Genomic DNA, 22559 nt, shown 5'->3' with positions numbered 1-22559 from the left:
GATAAGCATCCGTCCCCGTCGTCCCAAGACTGGAAGATACCCCGGTCGGGCCCTCAATGCTCCACACCGAATCCAAACCGCCAGACGCAAAATCGTCGGAAATCGTCATTTATAACCACCAAAACATCGCTACTTGCTAAACTCGGCTAGTTTACACCATCTCGACCGGATAAACAAAGTCATATCACTCCAAAATTGAAGACTTGGACTCTAATTAGGACCCCACGCTTCAACTATCTCCCTTTAGCGGGCTTCCTCACCATCTCAGTAAAGCCGCTTTGTGGATGCGAAAGATTTCTGCGGTCGCAATTCTGTTTCTAAGCGGCCTAATTTGCTGAGGGCGTAGCGTGAACCAGGCTGTCCACAAAGGAGGCATGGTTCAACAACTCTAACGATCCCTGCAGCGACAAATGCCCCCCAATGCCATAAAAGACCGTTGTTTCAGCACCAACCCGACAACGCTCAGATTTGCAAAAGATTTTTTGCAAATTTACCACATCCACTCCTTTGAGCGCCTTGGCACCCTCAAGAAATTGTTGGACCTTCAACGATTCTAGGGAAAGTGCAGACGTATCATAATTGCATAAATCCATGTTTTTATAAAAGAACATTGACTTTCGGGCGCAATCCCCCGCATGCCCGTAGCTGGGCCAAGGGGGCGGAGAAATGATGAGAACCCCCACCCCTCGGGATGTGAGCATGGATAGGCTGTCAAAAAAGTAAGCGTCTACAGTAGACAGGCTGTGATGCGGTAGAATTTCCCCATCCTTTGTGAACAATTTCGATTCCATTAAATTAATAAAGGGTGACGAGATAATGACAGTCTCAATCGATGGGTTGGTGTCCAACACCGACAGCACACGGGCGTTGAAGTTCATGCAATCCTCGACCCAGCTATCATCATATCTCGGGTCTAACCTCACAATCCCGATTACCGGATTGCAGGCGCTTTTGGTGTATTGGGCAATTCCCGCCTCGGAAAATACTTCGGAGATAGCAGGCACAACCTGCATGGCGTAGCTGTCCCCCCAGACCAGAACTTGCGGCGTCTTCGTTGTTTTGCAATTGGTAAGTATGGGCGATTCACAATTTGTGGCCAGCCCTCTTACACGAACATCCGCTGCCTGTTGATCGGTCCGCGAATCGCTACCCACCGGAAACACCAACATAATAGCGGCAATTGCAACAATACCTGCACCCGCAGCTCCGCTTAGTCCGAAAATTTTATTTCTTGATCGGATGAAAGAGCGATTGCGGAAGGGCTGTTCTACAAATTTCCAACTCAGGCCCGCCAGCATCAGAGCGGTTGTCGCCAAGCCCATCATGAGTACAGGCGAGGGCTCAAACACACTGCGGATGCGTGCAAAAGCGAATAGAGGCTGATGCCAAAGATAAGCGCTGTAGCTAATGAGACCGATGGCAACAAAGGGCTTGGTGGACAGCAATGAAGTAACCCATGTCCCCGGTCCACTAAACAATATTATCAGCACCGCCCCCAGAACCGGAATCGAAGTATAAACAGAAGGGAACGGCGTTTCGTCGTCGAACATGAAAATGGCGTATGTTATTAGTAACAGGCCTATAGCTGCTAAAACGTCTGATTTTTTCTGCCCATGTTGGGTAATAATGAGCGCGCAGATTGATCCGCACAGCAACTCCCACACCCGGCTTGGTGCGAGATAAAAGTTGGCAATTGGGCTGTTCCGGGCACCCCACTCGCTCAGCAGAAAGCTCAGAATGGTACCGATCATCACTAGATACAGGGTCGGGCGTCGCCCAAACCGCCAGACTACGATCACAAACAGGGGAAATAGCAAATAATACTGTTCCTCCACCGCTAAACTCCAGGTGTGGAGCAACGGTTTTTCCTCGGCAGTTTCGGCAAAATACCCGCTTTCGCGCCAGAACAGGAAGTTCGAAACAAAGAAAATGACTGCAACCACACTTTGGGCAAAATCTACCAGCTGCACCGGTTGCATCCACATTACAGCGAAGGGGAAGCAGCAGAGCATAACCAAGAACAAGGCTGGCAGAATCCGCCGTGCCCGGCGTTCATAGAACCGGAGAATAGAAAACTCACCACGCTGCATTTCGATAACTATTAGAGACGTAATCAGGTATCCGCTGATAACGAAAAAGACGTCGACGCCGACATATCCGCCGCTGAACACATCAAGACCGGCGTGGAAAAGGATTACTGGCATTACGGCGATAGTGCGCAATCCATCGATCTCAGCGCGGTATTGCATCCGGTTTCCTGTAAACTCATTACGTTTCTTGTAAAAAAACACGCGGGCCGGTCATGTAAATTATTAACTCACTTTCAGCCGCATTAAAACATATTACAGCTATACTGACACTCAAAAAGCTACTTGCATTAGATGGGGCCGCCCCGAATATTGGTCCCAAAACTTTTAATTGGTATAATGAGAGAGAGAGTCCTTAAATGCTTTTCGATGCCCTTTCTGTCGGGCACCCCTCCGACCTTTCTTATGATATTTGCATCGTCGGCGCTGGAGCTGCCGGGATCGCGCTGGCGCTTGAATTTCTAAACACTCCAAATATTCGGGTTTGTTTACTCGAAGGCGGAGGGTTGGATTACGATGATGAGAGTCAGGATCTGTACCGTGGCGAAATCGTGGGGCGCGATTATGCAGATCTCGACACCTCCCGGCTACGCTATTTTGGTGGCACGACCAACCACTGGGCCGGGTATTGCCTTCCTTTTTCCGAAAATTCATTCGAGGCGCGCGCTTGGGTGCCACACAGCGGCTGGCCTATTACACGGCAGGATCTGACGCCGTATTATGAGCGGGCACACACCCTGTTGGGATTGCCGCGGGACGGGGATTGGTCCGCCGATGTAGGATGGACTTCCGAAGGTTTACAACGGTACTATGGGTTTCCTCGCCTGGAACAAAACTTTGAGTATTTTCAAGAAAATGCGCTCATGATCCACCCCTTGCGCATGGGCGAACATTTTCTGGAACCGCTTACCAATGCCAAGAATATTGATGTCATTCTGAATGCCAATGCGACTGAGGTTGAAACAAACGATCTTGGTGTACAGGCACGAGGGGTTCGGGTCAAAACTCTGGATGGCAAAGCCTTTATGCTGCAGGCTAATCTGGTTGTTCTGGCTGCTGGGGGGCTTGAAAATGTCCGGCTGCTACTGTCCTCGACTGCTGTACATGCTGATGGGATCGGCAATAGGAACGGTCTTGTAGGGCGTTATTTCTCGGATCACATCAACCTGGTTCCTGGCGAGATGACCGCAGTCAATCCCCGGCTTGATTTGGCCCTCTATCAACGTCGCAGTATTTCGGGCGAAACTGAATCCGTAGTCTGGCACGAACTCACGCCCGAGGCGCAAGAAACGTTTGAATTGATTCCGTGCTCGGTGCGTTTGATGAGCCGCAAAGAAGCCCTGAGTACGCAAGGCGGTCGGTCGCTCAAAGCGGTGTCCCGCAACTTGTCGCGCGGCAAGATTCCGGATGGGATCGGCGACCATGTGGCAAACATCATGATGGATATCGAACAGATCGGCTCATATTCCGCCACTTATCTTTGGCATGGGAACGCTCCCATCTCAAAAGTCGTCTACGAAATGTCGCTCGCACCCGCGCCGAACCCGGACAGCCGCGTTACTTTGGGGGCCGAGAGGGACAGGTTGGGTTTGCGTCGTCTCGAGCTCGATTGGCGGCTGAGTGATATTGATTTTAGGACTATACGCTGGGCCTCTTCGGCCTTCGCTGACACTGCTGCTGCCTACGGTATGGGCCGTTCAATGCTGGAATTGGACGACGCAGAATTGTCGGAGAATGTTCGTTGGACCTGGCATCACATGTGCACAACTCGCATGTCCGATAGCGCCACTCAGGGTGTGGTGGATAGCAATTGTCGTATTCACGACATGCAGAACCTCTATGTTGCCGGTAGTTCCGTCTTTTCGACTGCAGGATGGGGAACACCTACCTTTCTTATCATCGCACTGGCAATGCGATTAGGAGATCACCTAAAAGGACAGTTAGCTGCATGACACGGCCACGCATTCACCGCCGCTTTGTTCTCAGAGGCCTTGCCATTCTGGTTGCCGCGATATCGGCAAAACCTACGTTCGCCTTGGGCCGGTCGACCCAAGCCTGGGATTTGGCGCGACGTCTGACCGACTTGCTGCCGCATAGTGACAGCGCGGCAATCCTTGGTGCCAAGCTGGTAATGGACGGCACTGTTCCCGCAAGCTTGCCCAGCCTGGCGCAGGAGTTGCTGCGGGACGAAGAATACTCGATTATCCTCCCTCTCGGGGACGAAGAATTGCTTCGCCGCATGGCCCTCTTGTCACGCCGGGATTTTCTCGATGGCCGCACCGTTTCGGTTGCGGGCTGGCGTATTTCATGGACCGAAGCAACCTTGTCCGGACTAGTTTACCTGACCCTGCAGGAGCATGATCAGAGCGGGCTTCATTTATGACACTAGCTTCTGCCTTTACAGGGTTTTTTGGTGAAATCCTGGATGGACGTCTTGGGCGGTTGGGATTTTTGTGGCGATTTGCCGCCCTTCTCGGTATCTTCTTGGCTATATCTGTCGGGCTGGGGATGACCGGGGGAATTGCTCGGTTTGCCGGGGCCTACTTCGTTATTGTAGCCATCTTGGGCTTTACCATGGCCAACATATTTGCCAAGCGATTGCGTACCTTTGGCCTGTGGGGCTGGAGCACCCTGCTCTTGTTCATCGCGGCCGGCGCGTTGTTGGCCTCTTTTGTTCCCGGCCCTTTCGAAATTTACTATGCGTTGATCCTAGTCTTCTTGCTGGCATTTGTTCCGGGCAAATCCGGCAATCGGAGCGGAGCGTGAGCATTCCGCACGCCTTGAGTGTCAGCGTAATAATTCCGACCTACAATCGATGCGATCTTGTCTGCTGTGCGGTGGAGAGTGCGTTGGCCCAGACGCTTGCACCAACAGAAATCATCGTCGTGGACGACGGATCAATTGATGACACACGCGACACATTGCAGGCTCGGTTCGGTGGCCGTATTGAATATGTTGCTCAGCCCAATCAAGGGGTGGCGGCGGCACGCAATACTGGGATTGACCACGCATCCAGCGCTCTGATCGCCTTTCTCGATAGTGATGATGTCTGGACGCCCACAAAGTTGGAACAGCAGGTGCCACTGATGGCAGACGAAGAAATCGTACTGTCAGCGACGAATTGGGCGTGGCAGGGGGATGAACTCAGGGACCAGTACGGCAAGATCGGTCTGGCTTGCGGCGAGCCCGTCAAGGTCGAGCACGATCCGATTGTCAGGCTGTGCTCCAGAGGCGGGCACGGGCTTAACATCCAAACCTGTATTTGCCGCCGCGCTGATCTGCTGCGCTTCGGTGCCTTCAACACGAACTTGCGGATCAGCGAGGACATGGACTTGATCTTTCGCCTGGCTGACGAGGGCGCATTTGCAATCCGATCGGAAATTCTCCTCATCCGCGGTTCTGCCACCGGCGGTAACAATTTGACCAAACCGAAATCGGATGCCTGGTATGAGGAAAATATAGATAACATCTTGACCATTCTGGAAAACCGCAGATCTGCGCCAAAGAAGCGATCTCAACAATCCCGTAAGGCCTTGCGCCGCCGGATGACTCAACTCTGTGCGTTCCGTGCTAAGCTTTACGCGAAACGTAGAGATTATCGCCAAGCCCGACGTGTCAGCCGACAAGGCCTTTCCGGCATGGTTCCGTCAAAACACATGCTGGTCTGCGCAGCAGGAATACTCTGCCCACAACTCCTGCTTTTGAAGAGGCGCAAACCGTAGCGGAGTGACTATTTTCTGTTCGCTCCCAGCATCTTTCTACGCTGATGCGGATTTGACTCCCCGAACACAACAGTTTCCGCTGCAACCCGCACATTCTGCAGCAGTCGTCGTCGGCGTTTATAAGTTTCACGTAGCAGCGCCGAGTAACATTGCATTCGTGTAGAGAATTCGAGTTCAAGGCCGCGGGGCGTCTGCCAAGCCTCACGCATGAAATACCAATCGGGGAAAGTGATCTTTTGGGGCTGGCCAGTGAACCATTGTTGGTAGGCTTGGCTGTTCGATACCAACGCCGTTGACTGCTTGGCATGGCGTCGCAGCACAAATAGAGGTTCGGACACGATGCCAAAGGCACCCAACAGAGCGAGACGAAACAAAAGAACGTTATCCCCGCCACGATGGTTGCCGATCAACCGGGTTCGTTCCAGCGCATCCCGGCGGATCAAACCGAACACTTCGTAGCAGCGATGCCCTTTTTGCACAACCTGTCGGAACCGATCAGCAGCGCCCTTGCCCAACATGTCAATTTCTGGAACAAACAATTCCTCCTCACCGGTTTCGTCGTGCAGGATTTTTGTTTGCGAATGGCAAAGGACTAGATCGGGATTGCGTTCTAACTCTTCAAACGTTTTTTGCAGGAATTCTGGTTCTAACAGGTCGTCACAAGCGCACCATTTAAAATAGTCGCTGCTCGTGTCATAGAAGGAAAAATTGAAGTTGTTAGCCGCACCCACGTTTTCTTCCTGTACAAAGACCCGCACCCTCGAATCTTGCGCGGCATAATCCTGACATATTTCAGTCGTTCGGTCGGTTGAGGCATTATCTGAAATGGCGAGCTCGAAATCCCCGAAGGTCTGAGCCAGAATAGAATTTATGCACTCTTCAATGTACGCTTCCCCGTTGAAGACCGGAAGCCCAAGACACACTCTCTTCATTTACCGGAAAACCTTTCGTTGATCTGCGCTCGACATCTGCCGACCACGCAAACATCTCTTTTCCTCAATACCTGCAATTGCGTTCAAAACAGTTTCACCCCCGCACGTCAGACGTATTTGTGGACAAAAGAAGTATCCGCCGGGAAGCGCTCATAATCCTCACGCGTCTTAAGGGATGGGCAATATATATCATTTTTCCACTCATGTTCCGCGACGCCAAGACCGTTCAGGGTCGCCGCAATCATATCCGGGTTTTTTAAAGCTTTAGTCGCTATTGGATTGCGGTTTGCATGCGGCTTACTGACATGCGCTTCGCTTCCTAGAAAATCGGCAATCCGGGATGCGGCATCCGGGTCTCGGATAAAATTTATCAGCAATAAATCGTCAGGCCTATTCCTAAAATAGGACAGAACATCCAGATGGTATTCATCGCGACGACGCAGCCAAATACGGGCGGAACTCTCTTTGGCTGACCATAGCGGGTGCCGTTTCTTTTTCTTAGGTAAGCGCTTGATATGCTCTATTCTGCTATCAAGCCAAGCATCAAGATCGCGCACCTGCAAAATAAATTTCGAATTTGGAAACAATCGGTCAAGTTTGCGGATATCGTCAGGAGGGCCATCGGTAAAACAATCATAGCGATAAAAGATCGCCTGATGTGACGTATCGCGCCACTTTATCCCATGGTAAGAGCGATATCCAAGATCCTGAAAGATTTTATGGATCGAGGTTGTGCCGGTCTTGTTCTCACCTATTGCAAAGATTTTTCGGGCTTTTCGCCCCGCCAAGATACTTCGCAGTTGCATCGTCTGGTCCGCAATAAATCCAGTCAAATCTAGCATCACGCCAACCTTTCAATTCATAAAATCCAATCCGACGCAAATCTATGAAGACTCTTGCATGGTGCGCGCAGCATTCCAACCGCAATTCAAATGATGTACCGATACTCGATCGCATGGGATCGCCAGCTTGCCGTCATGATAGACAAACTATATGAAGTCTCATACTGCCTGCATCATACAAAAATCAGGACATTATTTTGGTAAAGTGGACAGACATTTCCTGTATTTCATGGCAGGAGTAAACGTTTACATGCGGACCAGAGGGCCATGAACGTGCCGCGCAACAACAGCGTAAGCCGTTTTGTAGTAAACGCAACCAGTTCGGTGCTAACTGTAATTCTTCGACTGACCGCCTTAGTCTGGGTCAACCAATATCTACTGCAGCGTATTGAGCCGTCAGAATATGCACTACTCCCAGTCATAACCTCACTGCTGATCATTGCTGAGTTGTTTCCCAATGTTTTTCTGCGGGGGCTATCACGCTTCATGGTCGAGGCCGACGCGCGTAGAGACGGCGACGCTTTAACAACTATTGTTTCTTCGATGTTTCCGGTGTTGGTCACTGTGGCGCTAGCGCTATTTTCCGCAGGCCTCTATTTGGCAATGCATATTGACTGGGTGATCAATGTTGATCCTCAATACCGAACCGAAGCACAAATGATGCTGTTGATGCTGGTCAGCATCCTGTGTCTGAGGGTCGCCACCACACCTTTTCGGGTCGGACTGCATGTGCGCATGCGCTTTGTCGAGCAGAACATTATTCTGCTGGGATCGGAAATTCTGCGGATCGCCATTCTTGTAAGCCTTTTATTCGGGATCAGCGCCCAAGTCTTGTGGGTTGTGGTGTCTACCACCATCGGGGGACTCGCCAATATGCTTGTGCTGATCCTCTACACCCTATCGATATTGCCGGAAGCCCGCTTCCGCCTGTCTCACATTTCGGGAGCAATAGTTCGGCGTCTGCTGAACTTTAGTCTTTGGACCCTGTTTGAAGGTCTTAACAAGATGGTTCTGCAAGCTGCACCTGCATTGCTGCTCAATCGCTACAGCAGTGCTATAGACGTGTCTTCGTTTCACGTTGGAAATCTGGCAAACACACAAATCCGCAAACTGATCCTCGCCGCTGAAACACCGGCCAAACCAGCGCTTACCACCATATACGCAACCGAGGGTGAAGACGCTCTACAGAGTTTCTACTATCGTGGCGGGCGTTACTATCTTTGGGCTGCGCTGTTCCTATTACCGCCCCTGTGTGTTTTCGCCACACCTCTGATCGAGCTTTATGCAAGCAAAAAATACATCTCGGCAGCAGGTGCAATGACACTTCTGCTTGCCACGTATCCGTTCATCTGGGCCAGTGCAATGTTTTATCAGGTTGCATATTCCATCGGTCGTATCCGTGCTTTCAACCTGTGCATGATGGCGCTCAGCCTGACAGCCCTCGTCGGAATGTGGTATTTCGTGGTGGTCCGGGACATGGGCGCGATTGGTGCGGCGCTGGGGCTTGGTGGTGCCTACGCACTTGTCCACCTTCTGATCATGTGGCCCTTTGGCCTAAAGTTGATAAAAGGCAAATGGTCGATATTTTTGCGCAAAACGCTTCTGCCCGGGCTGACCCCTTTTGCGCTAGCGACTGGAGCCTGTTATGGCTATCTACAGATTTCCCCGCTTGCTACCTGGCTGCAGTTCTTTGGCGGTTGCGCGGTCTCTGCCATTATCTATGCCCTAGTACTCTTCGGCACCTGTATCGATCATGAGGACCGAAAGCTTCTTCGGCGCGCACGCAACAAGATCGCCAGCCGCCTGAACCGTGACAAATAGGATGATCGGGAAACTGCCCTACCCGTCGTTCTGTAATTCCATTAGTCGGGTATGCGCGCCATAGCTTTCCGCCGGGCTGCCTTGCACGGGCCGCAGGTTGTAGATGGTGATAGGCTGGCCCTCCTGAAGCCCGGTGAACAAATCTGAATAGTAGAACCTGCCCTGTGGTTCGAGATGCTGCATGACGATGTTTTCATATTTCAGCGCTCCTTTTTTCCCGGATACGATATTAGATTGCACAATCGCACCGGAAGGCACCGAAATCCGTGTTGCTGGTCTTTTGGCGCTAAATGCGTTGATCAGCGTATTGTCCTGAACAGAAATATTCTTGCCATCTTTGACCCTGATCCCGTTGGCCATCCGTGTGTAGATGATGTTCTGCCGGATGCTGAGAGTGCTGTGTCCGCCTTCGCCCCCAAAAAAAATCCCTTGCATGTCGAACCGGTTCTGCAACAGCAGGATATTTCCGGTAATTTCGAGATTTTTGGACGGCGTTCCCTGGAATTGCATGAAGTCTGCATGCGTATCTTCGCTCGGGTAGAAATGCGTCGGCCCAATATTGTTGCGGATTATGCCATCGGAAACGGCCCCAAATTTGAACGCATCTGCTCCGATATAATCTATTCTGTTGTCAGCCAATGTGAAACGGGCCGTACCAAAGTTTCCGATCCCGTTCAGAACATCATGGATATAGCTGTTCGCAACTGTGATTTCTTCACTCTGGTCGCGGATTTCGATGCCAAACTTGACTGCATTCACCGGCGCAACACGATTAAGCGGGCCGCTAATGTCTGCGTCAACGATTTCTACATTCTGGCTTTGCATGATCCGCACGGCCGACCGCCCTCCTATGGCTTCGACCCGGATGCCGCTCAGCCGCAGGTTGCGGACCTCCGAAATATACAGCTGATCAAAACGGGCTTCGCCGTGGGCATTGAGGGTCACCATTTTATCAAAGGACAAACCATGCAAATGAACGCTGCCATAGTCACCGGGGGCCAAATCGATACGGTCTCCGGCCGCGGCTTGAGCCAGATCGTCCTGCAGGATAGTGGCTAGATCCTCAGCGCGCCCTAATCCTGCCCACACACTGATCATCATTAAAAAGCCTGGCAGCAGCAAAATACTCTGTCGCATTCCTCCCCCTCTTTCCTAAGTGCAATCAGTTCCAGACACGGTGGTGACAGGCCGAGCATGAAAGCGTCGTTCCATGCGCCGCCCAAAGCGCATCAATGGGCCTTCGAAGAGTCGAAACGACAACACAGCTTGGGCCTGTGTCATAATCAGTGCAACCGTTACAACCCCCCAAAACGACAGCACTGAAGCTGGCTGAAACACACCCGGTACTCTTAGTAGAAGTTCAATATTGAACAAGTGAAATAGGTAGGTGAAATAGGAATAGAATCCAATCGCCGAAAACCATGACAGCGCCTGACCTCCAGCGTCTTTATAATAAGTCTCACACACCACTATTAAAAGGCAGGTGATCAAAGCGATGAATGTGTACTTCAACGAACTCCAAAGCGCGACATCCCAGAATACGAAAAGGTATGATAGCCCTGCGAGCAAGGCCAGTGTCCAAATCAGCGGTGTGCTCGCCGCGCGGCGCTGCATGCAGACCGCGACAATCCCACCTATGGCGATAGAATCGATCCGGGCCGGCGGGAAGTTATAAACAGCTTCGAAGCCGGAAAGATTGAGGTGCAGCCGCAATGCCATTGAGGCGATGCTGATCAGAACCAAGAACGCGGTGAAATTCCGACGCAAAGTCCAGGCTGCCAACCCGAAGAGAATATAGGCGAACTCCTCTACCGAAAGTGACCATGTGATGGTGTAGGGAACGGCCTCAGGACCGTCGAAAAAGATCATCCACCCTGTAAGGAACAGATAGTTGATCCAGACCCGACCGACATTCTCCTGTTCGAACCCTAGAACCAAACTCGAGCACAGAAACAATGTCACCGCGACCATGTAGAGAGGCACAATCCGGAACACGCGACGCAAAAAGAAAACCTTAATACTCTCCGTATCCGACCGTCGCAGCAGGAAACCGGTGATCAGATAGCCGCTGAGTGGAAAGAATACATCCACCCCAAGTAGGCCGTAGCGCCGGGCAAACTGGGCTACTGGATCCAGATTGGCAGCGTCATAACGCGTGGCAACATGGTAGGCGAGAACGGCCAAGATAGCGAACGCACGAATGCTGTCCAACGGCATTGAGCGTTTTTTTCTGAATACGGCTTCGGGGGCAGAAGATGGCGGATTATTCGACATGCAGCCACCGCATCACTTCTGCACGATCATAGGCGCAGAACGCGTATACCGCACGGCTTGGGCAGGAAAACGGGAATAGCGCAGTGGTCGCTCTTCTTCGGCAAGGGCTGTTTCGATATGTGGATCCTGCTTCGGGTTGGCCGTTAAGAACCATAATCCACTTCCTAACATGAAAAGGACCATTGAATACACTTCGCCCCAGATTGCGACCGTGCCCAACACCAGCATGACACTGATAAGCGTGAATATCCATGACCGCCGCAACGCGACCAACTCAGGGTCTGCACTGAAATCGCGACGCCCAGCAAGAATCATAGCCACCACAAAGGCACCTGCCAGCAACAGAAATGCCGGCATCCCAAAACGAACTGCAACAAAGAGCCAAAAATTGTCGACACTGCCCGTCATCCATGCAGGCAGGGGCCAAGAATTGTACCCAACACCAAAAACCGGCGCGCGTTGAATCTGCTCAACGCCATAATTAAACAATATCCGTCGGGAGAAAGCAGTGGAGGGATTGAACGATATTCGCGTCACTATCGCATAGATAGCCGAGCGTGTTGAGGCCAATTCAGCCACCACATATGCGGAGATCGAAATTACCCAGAAAACGGTCCAACGATTGGAAACCCGCTTAAAAAGGATCGACCAACCGATCAGCCCGACTTGGGCCATCACGGCCAATACTGGCCCACTGGAAACCGAGAAAAAACAGCACACTCCAACGATACCAGTCAGTGCGGTACGACGAAACCAACCCAAGCGCTCCGTTAGCCCGACATATACTAGCGAAAACATCAGAGAGCAGTAGATTCCATAATGAATCGGGTGTGGGAATACAAATTGCGCACGCCACAGCCCGAACCGCGGGTCATGGTTGATATCTCCATGAGACCGAAGCCCGGGAAGCTGCGCAACCCAGCGCGGAATGGTGGTCTTGCTAGTAATCACCTCATAAAACACAAAAGGCAAAGATAGAACAACAATCCAGGCCAGAAAGCGGATCATGGCAACAAAAGTAGCCTTGTCCCGGATCGTCGCCCGCGCGGTCAGGTATCCGCCCAGCAAGATCACAGTATTCGAGCCGGTATACTCGATTGCCACACGGGGCGTGTGATTGACCAGCATGGCCAATGTCATCCATGCCGCATAGCCAAAAATCAGGAAATCCGGTGCCGACAACCGCCCATACTTACCGCGCAGCAGATTCACGGTCAGGACCGGGACAATAAAAAGGAACAACAACTTGGATGGTGTAAGAACGACCGAGCCCACCGAAAAAAAAGCGGGGAAAAGCAACGCGATCAGAACGAGTTTGGTCAGAAACGGCAGCCTTGCTTTTTCCCCCGCGCCCGACTGACCCGTCGCATCGTTGTGCGCTGGTGCTGCGCCTCTTTGGCTGCCGGTCACGGTCTGCATTACAAACCGCCCCGCAAAAACAGTTCCCGTTGAACTCCCATAGCTCCATGCCTAGCATTGCCTGTGACAGAATACAGGGCCGCGCAAGCAAATTTGATGGCCGATATCGACTGGAGATTATGTTTATGCCGATTACCCGCATCGGGCCCAAGCTGGTCTATTTTGCCCATATCCCCAAATGCGCTGGCAGTTCGGTCGAAGATTACATGAGCGAACGGTTCGGACCTCTGGCTTTTCTGGACCGGAAATATTTGTCCGTGGACCCGGACGGGCGCTGGTCCAATACCTCGCCACAGCATGTGGACTGGGCCATGCTGGAACGTCTCTTTCCCGTGGGCTTTTTCAGCGACATCTTCACCGTGGTGCGACACCCGCTGGATCGGGCCGTCAGCGCCTATCGCTTCCAATCCGAAGTTGAAGGAACTGTCGATCAGGGCACAAGCTTTGGTGAGTGGCTGCAATCCGAAGCCGATCTTTGGGCGACAAGCCCGTACAGGCATGACAATCACAGCCGTCCGCAAGCCGATTTCCTGCCACCGTCCGGAGGGCCTGATTGCGCCATTTTCCATCTCGAACACGGGCTGGATGCGCTTATTCCCTATTTTGACGCGTTGGCCGGAACGCAAGCCAAGCCGCGTGCCATGGGGCATGCCCTGCGCGCCAGCGCTCCAAAGAGCGGTGCGTTCAAACCGGACGCGGCCGACCGCGCGCTTGTCGCCAGGATTTATGCCGCCGATTTCGAGCGATTTGGATACGTGCCGGCCACCCGGATGCCACTGGCCCTTGCACCGGAGCTTTCCGCTGACTTCCTTGCGGAAAACGCGGCGGCGCAGGCGCAGGCGAAACGGCCGCTGTATCAGCTGGTAGCACGCGCGCGGCGCCGGGTTCGGAGATGGCAGGGGTGAAAAGAACCCGTTCCTGTGTTCAGGTATTCCCGGCATGGGATCAGCTTATCTTGCTCTTCACAAGCCGCCACAGAAATCCGGGGTTGTGCCGCAACCCTGTCAGATAAAAGCGACGCGCCATTTTGCTTTTGCCGTGCCGGGCCAGAATACGGCCAATGCGCCACATCATTATCCCATAGGCATCAGGATAACGCGCATAGGCCTCTCGGTTTCGCTTCACAATCCGGATCAACCCGATCGCCTTGGCACGTTTCAGTTTCGAGATGCCGTCGGGCGAGGAAAACGCCATGACCACCGGTTCGGGGTATTCCGCGATTTTCGTGTGTTGCGCCAGCGACGAACTGAACGCCCAGTCGGCGTTCGATCGGGTGACATCATCGAACCACAACGGCTCCGGATAACAATCGCGTCGAAACAAAGCGTTTTGCAGACTGATGCGGTTTTCGATCAGATATTTGCGAACCTGATCCTCATGCGGCTTCATGATGCGATGTGGCGGTGGCCGCATCGAAACCAGACCGACCCCATAGGAACCATCTGGCCCGCTGCCGTAAAGCACCTTGGAATGGATGACGGCCCCTACCTCGCGCGGGGCCGCTTCCAACAAATCCACCTGCATTTGAAGTTTGCCGGGCAGCCACAAATCATCGCTGTCCTGAAAGGCTATATAGCGCCCCTTGGCCGCAGTCAGGCCGGTATTGCGCGCGGCGGAGGCGCCACCATTCTTCTCGCGCTTGATGTAGCGAACCCGTGAATCCCCGATTCCATCTACAATAGGCTGCAAATCCTCGGTCGAGGCGTCATCGACGACAATCAATTCGAGATCACGGTATGATTGGTTAAGAACACTGCGCATCGAATCTTCAAGACTGGCGCTGCGATTATAAACCGGCAGAATAACCGAAACGGCTGCACTCATAGACTGCCTCACTTAAAAAATAACTGCGGTGCAGCATAACATGCTGCTGCGGCACGCACCATCAGCAACACCGCTCAATCCCGGAGGGGTGGACGTTCGCACAACAATACCTCACTTTTTCCAAAAATTTACATCACGAAGCAACAATGCCGCCATTTCAATACGGACCGCTAGGTTTGTTCTTGGGGGGGTTATAATATCATTTACAGGACCAGAGACATTAGATCATGCCCGACATCTTCCAGCTGAGCGTTATCATTCCACACCTCAATGCACCGGATGCCTTGCACAGATGTCTGACGGCGCTGGCGCAACAGGCAGATGACGGGGTTTCTTTTGAGGTCATCGTTGTCGACAACGGCTCGGCTGAAACGCCGGACGAGATCTGCGCCGCTTTCCCCTTTGTCCGCCTCGCCCATGAACCGACCCCAGGACCCGGTCCCGCGCGCAGTCGCGGGGCTGCGCTGGCCAGGGCTGAACTGCTGGCCTTCATCGATTGCGACTGCATTGCGCAGCCCGGCTGGATTAGCGGCATCGTCGATTATTTCAGCCACCAACCCGACACGGGCGTGATTGGCGGCGATGTCAGGATTTCACGCGTTAACCCTGATGCAGCCAACGCAATCGAGGCTTATGAAAGTGTCTACGGGTACCGCATGCAGCTTTATATTGTGCGGGATGGCTATGCTGCGACCTGCAACATGGCGGTGCGGCGCGAAGTGTTTCGCAAGGTGGGCGATTTTGCTGGAATCACAATCGCCGAGGATGTGGACTGGGGGCGCCGCGCCACCACGCTTGGAATACAAACTCGTTATGTGCCGCAAATTGCAATCAAGACGCCGGCGCGCAGCTCCTTCCGTGAGCTGACCCGAAAATGGGATCGTCATATTGGCCACGACTTTGCTGAAATTTCAGGCATCGACGGACAGCTGCGGTGGAGTGCTCGCGCACTGATGCTGGCGGCGTCCCCTATGGGTGAAGTGCTGCGCATCTTCCGCTCGGACCGTGTTTCGGGGGTGCGGGAACAGTTTCTGGCACTGTTTTGCCTGACACGTATCCGCCTTTACCGGTGCCGCCGCATGTTTGCGCTTTTGTTCGGCCGGGACGCGCAGGCCGCGTCTGCCTGGCGGCAAGGAAGCTGATCCGCATGTCACACAAAGCCCCATCGTCGCAAAACCGCTTGTTACTGAACCCAGATGGGGTACAAGTTTTCAAGCAGATTTATTTCAAGCAATCAGTGAAAATACAGCAAAGAGTGCCATGACCAGAGAAGCCATTTTTAACGATTTGAACGAGATTTTTGCCGACGTTCTTGATCTCGACGACCTGTCTCTGACAGAAACAACCACCGCGGACGAGGTCGAGGAATGGGACAGCCTGAGCCATATCCGCCTGGTTGTGTCGATCGAACAGCATTACGGGTTCAAATTCTCAACCGCTGAGATCGAGGCACTGAAGTCGGTGGGAGATCTTGTAGACTGCATTCAGGAAAAAACCGGTTAGCGGAGTGGATCATGGCTGTGTTCTCTATCGAAGGGCTCCACTGGTTGCGTCCTGCTCCATCAGATTTTCGCGCCAGGTTGCGCGCACTTGATCCCGCCACAGAAACCGGCGCGATGGCCGTGCTGGCCAATCACGCGCTTGATCTCAATAAGCTGACCCAACTGAACCGGGCGATGGACAAGGTGGACCCGGCACAGGCGAAAAGTGCATCGCTGTCCCCGGTTCGCCTTGCTGTGCTGGCGGATGCGACCACCGAATATACGGCCCCCGCGATCCGTGCCAGCGCGCTGCGCCACGGAGTTTTCGCCACGCTCTACGTACCGGACTATGGTCAGGCTACGCAGGAAGTGCTGAATCCTGAAAGCGGGTTGGCCAGTTTTGGCGCTGACATGGCGTTGCTGGCGCCGGACTATCGCAGTCTGGGACTGGCCACGGTGCATATGGACCCTGCGGCAGCCGAAGCAGCAGTGGCAGGTGCTATGGCCCATATCCGCAGCCTGCTTGACGGGCTGGCGCGCTCTGCGATCCCGACAGTTATCCTGCAAACCCTGCCTATTCCTCCCGATCCCTGGTGTGGGCACCATGATCGCCGGGCCCCAGGCTCGATTGCGGCACAGATCGCTGCCTTCAATGAAGACCTCCTGGCGCTGACTGAAGAATACTCCGTTACCTTGCTGGACATTGCTGCGCTGGCCGACACGGTTGGCCGGGCGCGCTGGTTCGATCCCGCTTATTGGCACCGGGCAAAACTTCCTTTCTCACTTGATTGTGTCCCCCTTTATGCTGATCACGTCGCCCGGATACTGGGCACATTGCGCGGCAAAGCGCGCAAATGCTTGGTTCTGGATCTCGACAATACATGCTGGGGCGGTGTTATCGGTGATGACGGGATCGACGGTATCCGCGTCGGGCAGGGTACGCCGGAAGGCGAAGCCTTTCTTGCAATTCAGCGATATGCGCTGGACCTCAAGGCACGCGGTGTGGTGTTGGCGGTCTGTTCCAAAAACGAAGAAGACGCGGCACGCCTGCCCTTCCAGAAACATCCCGACATGCTGCTGCGTGAAGACGATATTTCGATCTTCATCGCCAACTGGACCGATAAGGCCAGCAACATCCGCCATATTGCGCGGTTGCTCAATATCGGCACCGATGCGCTAGCGTTCCTCGACGACAATCCGGCCGAACGCGAGCGGGTGCGCCAGATGCTGCCCGAGGTCGCCGTACCCGAATTGCCGGACGACCCCGCATTTTACCCGACCGCATTGGCTCAGGCCGGGTATTTTGAGACCACCGGCCTGTCAGCCGACGATGCGCAGCGTGCCGAGCAATACCGTGCCAACGCCGCCCGCAGCGTTGCGATGGAAGCTATTGGTGACTACGGCGCGTATCTGGAATCACTCGACATGGTGTGTGAAGCGCGCGGTTTCGATGATGTCGGTCGAACCCGTATTGCTCAGTTGATTAACAAATCCAACCAGTTCAACCTGACTACGCGCCGCTATACCGAGGCCGAAGTGGCCCGCATGCAGCAGGATCCGGATCTGTTCACATTACAGATACGGCTGGCTGACAAATTTGGTGACAACGGCATGATCTCGGTGTTGATCTTCCGCAAGGGCCCTGAGGACTGGACCTGCGACACATGGCTGATGAGTTGCCGGGTGTTGGGGCGCCGCGTCGAAGAAGCTGCCCTGGGGCTTGTCGCCGAGGCAGCGCGCCGAGCAGGAGCCAGGCGGCTGGTCGGCGAATACATTCCATCCGAGAAGAACCGTATGGTGTCGGGACATTTCGAGAAGCTGGGATTTTCAAGAACCGCTGAAGACGCTGACGGGCGCACGGTCTGGCACCTTGATCTCACCAGCTATGACACCCCCACTGAATTGCCAATGACATTAAACGGCCCGCGCGCCGATGCAGCCGCCTGAAAAATTGGATTACTCGATGTCTTCGCCTTCTTCCGATCCCTCTTCTGACCTCCTGGCAGCTGACCAGCCCGCAACCCGTCGTATCGTCGAGGCAGTCATGGCGCTCTGGCCTGAGCATGAGCGCTATATTCGCAAAAGCCTTGCGGGTCGCGATGCCGATATGATGCGCACCACCGAAGCCCTGGCCGACGCGGTGCTGTTGCTGGTCGGCGACCGGCTGGACACCATCGCGGCACATTATCGCTGGACCTGCGACCGGTTGCGTGAAGAAGAATTGTTTTTCCACCGCGAAGGCCGGTATCGCCTGTCGACTTTCGCCGAAGCCGATGCAGAGGTCTATTCCGATGCCGACTATATGGAAAAATACATGGATGGGCTGCTGTTCAGTCAGGTGCTGTGGTTTAATCATGCGGCAAGCTGCCATTTCTTCCTGACCGAGGTACCCGCCCTTCTGCGCCCAGGCGGCCATCTGCTGGAGGTCGGGCCGGGTCACGGGCTAATGATGTCGCTGGCCCTGCGCGACTTTGGACTGTCGAGCGCTACCGCCTGGGATTTGTCGCAGGTCTCGCTGGATCAAACCCGTGCGGCACTGGAGCGGCTGGGTCATCATGATTGTCATTTTGCGGTTCAGAACGTCATGGATGTGCCCGCTGACTCACCACCGGCAGATCTGGTGGTACTGTCCGAGGTGCTGGAACATCTGGAAGACCCAAAATCGGTCATGCGCAAGCTGCACGCTCAGGTTCGCCCTGAAACAGGCCGCATCTTCATCAACGTGCCGATCAACAGCCCCTCGCCCGATCACCTCTACCTGATGCGGACGCCCGATGATGCGCGCGCGCTCCTTAACGATACCGGGTTCGAGATTCTGAAAGACGGTTTCTTCGCCACCCAAGGCACCGCATTGGAACGAGCGCTGCGCAACAAGATTTCCGTCTCGGCCTGCATGATTGCCCGCCCGGTCTGATCGTATCCGTTCATGCTGTTCAATTCCCTTCCGTTTGTTTTCATTTTCCTGCCACTGACGCTAGCCGGCTATTACCTGCTGATCCGGATGGGGCTGAAACAGTGGATTTTCCTGTTTCTGGTCATCGCCTCGCTGATCTTCTACGCAGTCTGGAATCCGCCCTATGTTCTGCTGCTGATCCTGTCGGTTCTGGGCAATTATCTCACCGGACTGTGGATCGAGCGGACACGGGATAACGGAAGCGGCTCAGGCTGGGCCCTGGCCCTAGGCGTTGTCGGTAACCTGCTGGTGCTGGGCTGGTTCAAATATGCCAACTTCTTCGTCGACAACGCGAATATACTGGGGGTCGGTCTGCATCTGGAAAGGATCATCCTACCGCTCGCCATCTCATTCTACACTTTCCAGCAGATAGCCTTTCTTGTGGATGTCTCGCGCGGCGAGATTCGCACAGGAGGAATCTGGCGCTATGCCACGTTCGTGATTTTCTTTCCGCAGCTCATCGCGGGTCCGATCGTGCATTACAAAGAGATGATGCCGCAATTCTTCGGACGCAATCCGGGGCGTTTTGTGACCGCGAATCTAACCGTCGGATTGGTGATATTCGCAATCGGCCTGTTCAAGAAGACGGTCATCGCCGATAGCGCCGCGCTTTATGCCAGCCCGGTTTTCGACGCTGCGCAGGCTGGGAGCACAATAGGCTTGCTGGCCGGATGGAAGGCCGCGCTGGCCTATACGGTGCAGCTTTATTTTGATTTTTCGGGCTATTCCGACATGGCCATCGGCCTGGCGCGCATGTTCGGTATCAAACTGCCGGTCAACTTCCATTCACCGCTGCGCGCCGCCTCGATTATCGAATACTGGCGGCGCTGGCATATCACCCTGCAGCAGTTCATCGTATCCTATATGTATCAGCCGCTGGTATTGCCCCTGTCACGGCTGGCCGCACAATGGCGGCTGGGGAAATGGGCATCCTTCTCGGTAACGGTCGCCGCACCCACGGTTGTTTTGTTTGTGGTGATCGGCCTTTGGCACGGGGCCGCCTGGACCTTTGTGTTGTTTGGTCTGATGCATGGCACATATCTGGCGATCAACGAGTTCTGGCGCGCGCTGCGGCGCAAGGCGCGCCGTAAAAGTGGCGTTCCCGGCTCCAGCATGGCGTTGTACCACGCCGTGACACTGATTGCTGTGATCTTCGCCAACGTCATGTTCCGCGCCGACAGCCCCGCTGCGGCGGCCGCTATCTGGCAGGGTATGACCCGCCTGGACGAGATCGCAAACTTGCCTGCTGTGCTGCCTGCCAAAACTGCCGAACTGATAACCGAGCCCGGGCTATTTCTGCTGGGTGCCGCCACGCTGATTTTCCTGTGCCCGAATACACAGCAGATCATGGGACGGTATTCACCGATCCTGCATTGGAATCGCTGGCGCACACGAGCCCCGGCGCTGCTGCACCTGCAATGGCGCCCGACCCTGCCCTGGATGATCTGGACCGGCGTGGTTCTGTTTCTTGGGCTTGCTTTCATCCTGCGCGGGCAGTCAGAGTTTATTTATTTCAACTTCTAGGATGCGCCGATGACCAAACCCCTGCGCCTGCGCACCTTCCTCACCGGCCTCTGGCTTACGGTGCTGGCCTGTATTGTGCTGGCATTCCTTCTGCCGCATGATCCCTATTTCCGTTACCAGGCCATGAGCGGTACGATCTTTGAGCGCGCCCGGTGGATCTATGAGCGTATTCATTTCGACGACACCCCAATCGATATCGCTTTTCTGGGCTCGTCACGCACGGCACGCGGCGTGATTTCCCCCGATCTGGAGGACAATCTGGCCGAAAAAGGGATAGATGCCCGCGTCGTCAATTTCTCGCTGCCCGCCTCCGGTTTCGATGTTCGCCTGCCGATCATCCGCGAATTGTTATCGGAGCATAAACCCAAACTGATCGTGATCTCGGTGGTTGAGCAATTCCCCCGACACGGGCATCAGGCCTTTGGCGATCTGGCCGGCGCTGGTGAAGTTCTGCAAAGCCCGTGGATCGTCAACCGGAACCTGCCGGAAAATCTGGCGCGCCTGCCGATCCGGCAGATGCAACTGGCTGCCGCCGATCTGTTGCCCGAAGCGTTCGGTTATCAGCCCGATTTCAACCCCGCCACCTATGCCGGCACAACGATTGACCCGCGGATTTTCAATCCCGGCAAAACATCCGGCCCCAAAAGCGCTGCCGATATCGAAGCGCTGGAAGGCGAATCCAAATTCCGCCGCCGTAACCTGACACGCCCGATCCTGCCTGAATCGATGGCCGGGATCGAGTTCGGTATTCCCCGCACCTATCTGCGCCGGATCGCCGAACTGGCTGAATCCGAGGGTGTGCAGCTTGCCTTCCTCTATCTGCCTTTCTATGGCGGCTATGCGGAACCCTTCGAGAAAGCATGGCTGGAACAATACGGACCGGTCTTCTCGGCGGATTTCCTGCGGGATGATCCAAATCTTTATAACGATGTGGCCCATGTCTCGGAAACCGGCGCCGTGCTGGTGACAGACTGGCTGACCGAAACGCTTACCCCGCTGCTCGCCCCTTCAACCGGGTCGTAAGAACAGGAGACGATCATGACCATAATGCAGAACTCCCTCCGTTTGCACCATGTGGGAATCGTGCAGCCAGACATGGAAAGTGCCGAAAATTACATGTCGCTGTTTGGTCATACCGAAGACTACCGCGGCTATGTCGAGGAATTCGAATGCTGGTGCCTTTTTTGTACAGCGCCCGAAAATGGCACCGCCGTGGAGCTTGTAGTGCCAACCGGCGGATCGCTTGCCCGGTTCAACCGTGGCGCCGGGGGGCTGCATCACTATGCGTTCGAAACACCGGACATTCTGGCGTTGCAAAAAGAGCTCGCCGCCCGGGATGTCACGATGTTGCAGGAAAACCCGGTTAAGGGCGCCGGGAATTTCCTGTGTAATTTCATCAACCCAATCGCTACACGCGGCGTTTTGGTGGAATATGTTCAGCCACTGGATGGCAGCGCCTGAGACTTAAACCCCATTGGGGCTGTTAAGAGGTCGGCCTGAAACCGGCTCCAAAAATGTTGCAGTCACAATACGACCGGACACAAATACGCCGGCGGAAGAAGTTTTTGGCGACGAAGGGCGTTCGAAACTGTAAACAGGCAGCATAACAATAAGAAAACAGGCTACCCCAGAAAAACAATGACGTATGCGGTGGCCAGAGCGGTAACTAAACGTAAGACT

The 22559-nt window shown here is 54.2% G+C and carries 20 protein-coding genes; 13 read left to right on the top strand and 7 right to left on the bottom strand.

Annotated features, from left to right (window positions below; all coding sequences use genetic code 11):
- Nucleotides 1-326: 326 nt before the first annotated feature.
- Nucleotides 327-2249, bottom strand: a complete 1923-nt coding sequence (locus AC2FFP_RS21660) for an acyltransferase family protein (RefSeq protein ID WP_496770205.1) — start codon at nucleotides 2247-2249, stop codon at nucleotides 327-329.
- 197 nt (nucleotides 2250-2446) lie between these two features.
- Between AC2FFP_RS21660 and AC2FFP_RS21655 the strand changes: the two genes are divergently transcribed.
- From AC2FFP_RS21655 to AC2FFP_RS21640, 4 genes are read left to right on the top strand one after another with little or no spacing between them, the layout of a single operon-like run.
- Entirely contained in the window at nucleotides 2447-4039 is a 1593-nt protein-coding gene (locus tag AC2FFP_RS21655) for a GMC oxidoreductase (RefSeq protein ID WP_496770207.1), read from the top strand.
- Nucleotides 4036-4470: a hypothetical protein gene (locus AC2FFP_RS21650; protein WP_496770209.1), complete on the top strand. Its 435-nt coding sequence runs from the start codon at nucleotides 4036-4038 to the stop codon at nucleotides 4468-4470. The genes AC2FFP_RS21655 and AC2FFP_RS21650 overlap by 4 nt, the downstream gene beginning before the upstream one ends.
- Nucleotides 4467-4853 carry a DUF805 domain-containing protein gene (locus AC2FFP_RS21645; protein WP_496770213.1) on the top strand — a complete coding sequence of 129 codons (387 nt, stop codon included), beginning with the start codon at nucleotides 4467-4469 and terminating at the stop codon, nucleotides 4851-4853. The genes AC2FFP_RS21650 and AC2FFP_RS21645 overlap by 4 nt, the downstream gene beginning before the upstream one ends.
- Complete coding sequence (locus AC2FFP_RS21640) at nucleotides 4850-5809, top strand: glycosyltransferase family 2 protein (RefSeq protein ID WP_496770215.1); 960 nt, start codon at nucleotides 4850-4852, stop codon at nucleotides 5807-5809. The genes AC2FFP_RS21645 and AC2FFP_RS21640 overlap by 4 nt, the downstream gene beginning before the upstream one ends.
- Before the next feature lie 8 nt (nucleotides 5810-5817).
- Here the strand turns inward: AC2FFP_RS21640 and AC2FFP_RS21635 are convergent, their stop codons facing one another.
- Both AC2FFP_RS21635 and AC2FFP_RS21630 read right to left on the bottom strand, forming a co-directional pair.
- Nucleotides 5818-6741 carry a glycosyltransferase family 2 protein gene (locus AC2FFP_RS21635; RefSeq protein WP_496770217.1) on the bottom strand — a complete coding sequence of 308 codons (924 nt, stop codon included), beginning with the start codon at nucleotides 6739-6741 and terminating at the stop codon, nucleotides 5818-5820.
- Nucleotides 6742-6848: 107 nt separating this feature from the next.
- Nucleotides 6849-7583, bottom strand: a complete 735-nt coding sequence (locus tag AC2FFP_RS21630; RefSeq protein WP_496770220.1) for a sulfotransferase — start codon at nucleotides 7581-7583, stop codon at nucleotides 6849-6851.
- A 486-nt stretch (nucleotides 7584-8069) separates the two neighbouring features.
- On the opposite strand from AC2FFP_RS21630, the gene AC2FFP_RS21625 reads away from it, so the two are divergent.
- On the top strand, nucleotides 8070-9404 hold the full coding sequence (locus AC2FFP_RS21625) for a lipopolysaccharide biosynthesis protein (RefSeq protein ID WP_496881497.1): 1335 nt from the start codon (nucleotides 8070-8072) through the stop codon (nucleotides 9402-9404).
- Nucleotides 9405-9422: 18 nt separating this feature from the next.
- On the opposite strand, the gene AC2FFP_RS21620 is transcribed toward AC2FFP_RS21625, so the two are convergent.
- The 3 genes from AC2FFP_RS21620 to AC2FFP_RS21610 all read right to left on the bottom strand — a co-directional run bounded on the left by AC2FFP_RS21620 (nucleotide 9423) and on the right by AC2FFP_RS21610 (nucleotide 13097).
- The gene (locus AC2FFP_RS21620) at nucleotides 9423-10541 is read right to left on the bottom strand and encodes a right-handed parallel beta-helix repeat-containing protein (protein WP_496770224.1); all 1119 of its coding nucleotides are present in this window, start codon (nucleotides 10539-10541) and stop codon (nucleotides 9423-9425) included.
- Between the two features lie 15 nt (nucleotides 10542-10556).
- On the bottom strand, nucleotides 10557-11621 hold the full coding sequence (locus AC2FFP_RS21615; RefSeq protein WP_496770226.1) for an acyltransferase family protein: 1065 nt from the start codon (nucleotides 11619-11621) through the stop codon (nucleotides 10557-10559).
- 69 nt (nucleotides 11622-11690) lie between these two features.
- The gene (locus tag AC2FFP_RS21610; RefSeq protein ID WP_496770228.1) at nucleotides 11691-13097 is read right to left on the bottom strand and encodes an O-antigen ligase family protein; all 1407 of its coding nucleotides are present in this window, start codon (nucleotides 13095-13097) and stop codon (nucleotides 11691-11693) included.
- A 125-nt stretch (nucleotides 13098-13222) separates the two neighbouring features.
- Between AC2FFP_RS21610 and AC2FFP_RS21605 the strand changes: the two genes are divergently transcribed.
- The gene (locus AC2FFP_RS21605) at nucleotides 13223-14002 is read left to right on the top strand and encodes a sulfotransferase family 2 domain-containing protein (RefSeq protein WP_496770231.1); all 780 of its coding nucleotides are present in this window, start codon (nucleotides 13223-13225) and stop codon (nucleotides 14000-14002) included.
- Nucleotides 14003-14042: 40 nt separating this feature from the next.
- On the opposite strand, the gene AC2FFP_RS21600 is transcribed toward AC2FFP_RS21605, so the two are convergent.
- On the bottom strand, nucleotides 14043-14921 hold the full coding sequence (locus AC2FFP_RS21600; RefSeq protein WP_496770233.1) for a glycosyltransferase family 2 protein: 879 nt from the start codon (nucleotides 14919-14921) through the stop codon (nucleotides 14043-14045).
- A 227-nt stretch (nucleotides 14922-15148) separates the two neighbouring features.
- On the opposite strand from AC2FFP_RS21600, the gene AC2FFP_RS21595 reads away from it, so the two are divergent.
- The 7 genes from AC2FFP_RS21595 to AC2FFP_RS21565 all read left to right on the top strand — a co-directional run bounded on the left by AC2FFP_RS21595 (nucleotide 15149) and on the right by AC2FFP_RS21565 (nucleotide 22340).
- Complete coding sequence (locus AC2FFP_RS21595; RefSeq protein WP_496770238.1) at nucleotides 15149-16063, top strand: glycosyltransferase family 2 protein; 915 nt, start codon at nucleotides 15149-15151, stop codon at nucleotides 16061-16063.
- A 118-nt stretch (nucleotides 16064-16181) separates the two neighbouring features.
- Nucleotides 16182-16424 carry an acyl carrier protein gene (locus AC2FFP_RS21590; protein WP_496770242.1) on the top strand — a complete coding sequence of 81 codons (243 nt, stop codon included), beginning with the start codon at nucleotides 16182-16184 and terminating at the stop codon, nucleotides 16422-16424.
- A gap of 11 nt (nucleotides 16425-16435) precedes the next feature.
- On the top strand, nucleotides 16436-18349 hold the full coding sequence (locus AC2FFP_RS21585) for an HAD-IIIC family phosphatase (RefSeq protein ID WP_496770245.1): 1914 nt from the start codon (nucleotides 16436-16438) through the stop codon (nucleotides 18347-18349).
- Between the two features lie 16 nt (nucleotides 18350-18365).
- Nucleotides 18366-19316, top strand: coding sequence for a class I SAM-dependent methyltransferase (locus tag AC2FFP_RS21580; protein WP_496770248.1), 951 nt, complete (start codon nucleotides 18366-18368; stop codon nucleotides 19314-19316).
- Between the two features lie 12 nt (nucleotides 19317-19328).
- Complete coding sequence (locus AC2FFP_RS21575) at nucleotides 19329-20879, top strand: MBOAT family O-acyltransferase (RefSeq protein WP_496770250.1); 1551 nt, start codon at nucleotides 19329-19331, stop codon at nucleotides 20877-20879.
- Nucleotides 20880-20888: 9 nt separating this feature from the next.
- Nucleotides 20889-21902 carry a hypothetical protein gene (locus AC2FFP_RS21570; RefSeq protein ID WP_496770252.1) on the top strand — a complete coding sequence of 338 codons (1014 nt, stop codon included), beginning with the start codon at nucleotides 20889-20891 and terminating at the stop codon, nucleotides 21900-21902.
- Between the two features lie 15 nt (nucleotides 21903-21917).
- The gene (locus AC2FFP_RS21565) at nucleotides 21918-22340 is read left to right on the top strand and encodes a VOC family protein (RefSeq protein ID WP_496770254.1); all 423 of its coding nucleotides are present in this window, start codon (nucleotides 21918-21920) and stop codon (nucleotides 22338-22340) included.
- Nucleotides 22341-22559 lie beyond the last annotated feature (219 nt).

The organism is Ruegeria sp. YTSC004 (assembly GCF_059609805.1).
This window is presented reverse-complemented; position numbering and strand designations above follow the sequence as displayed.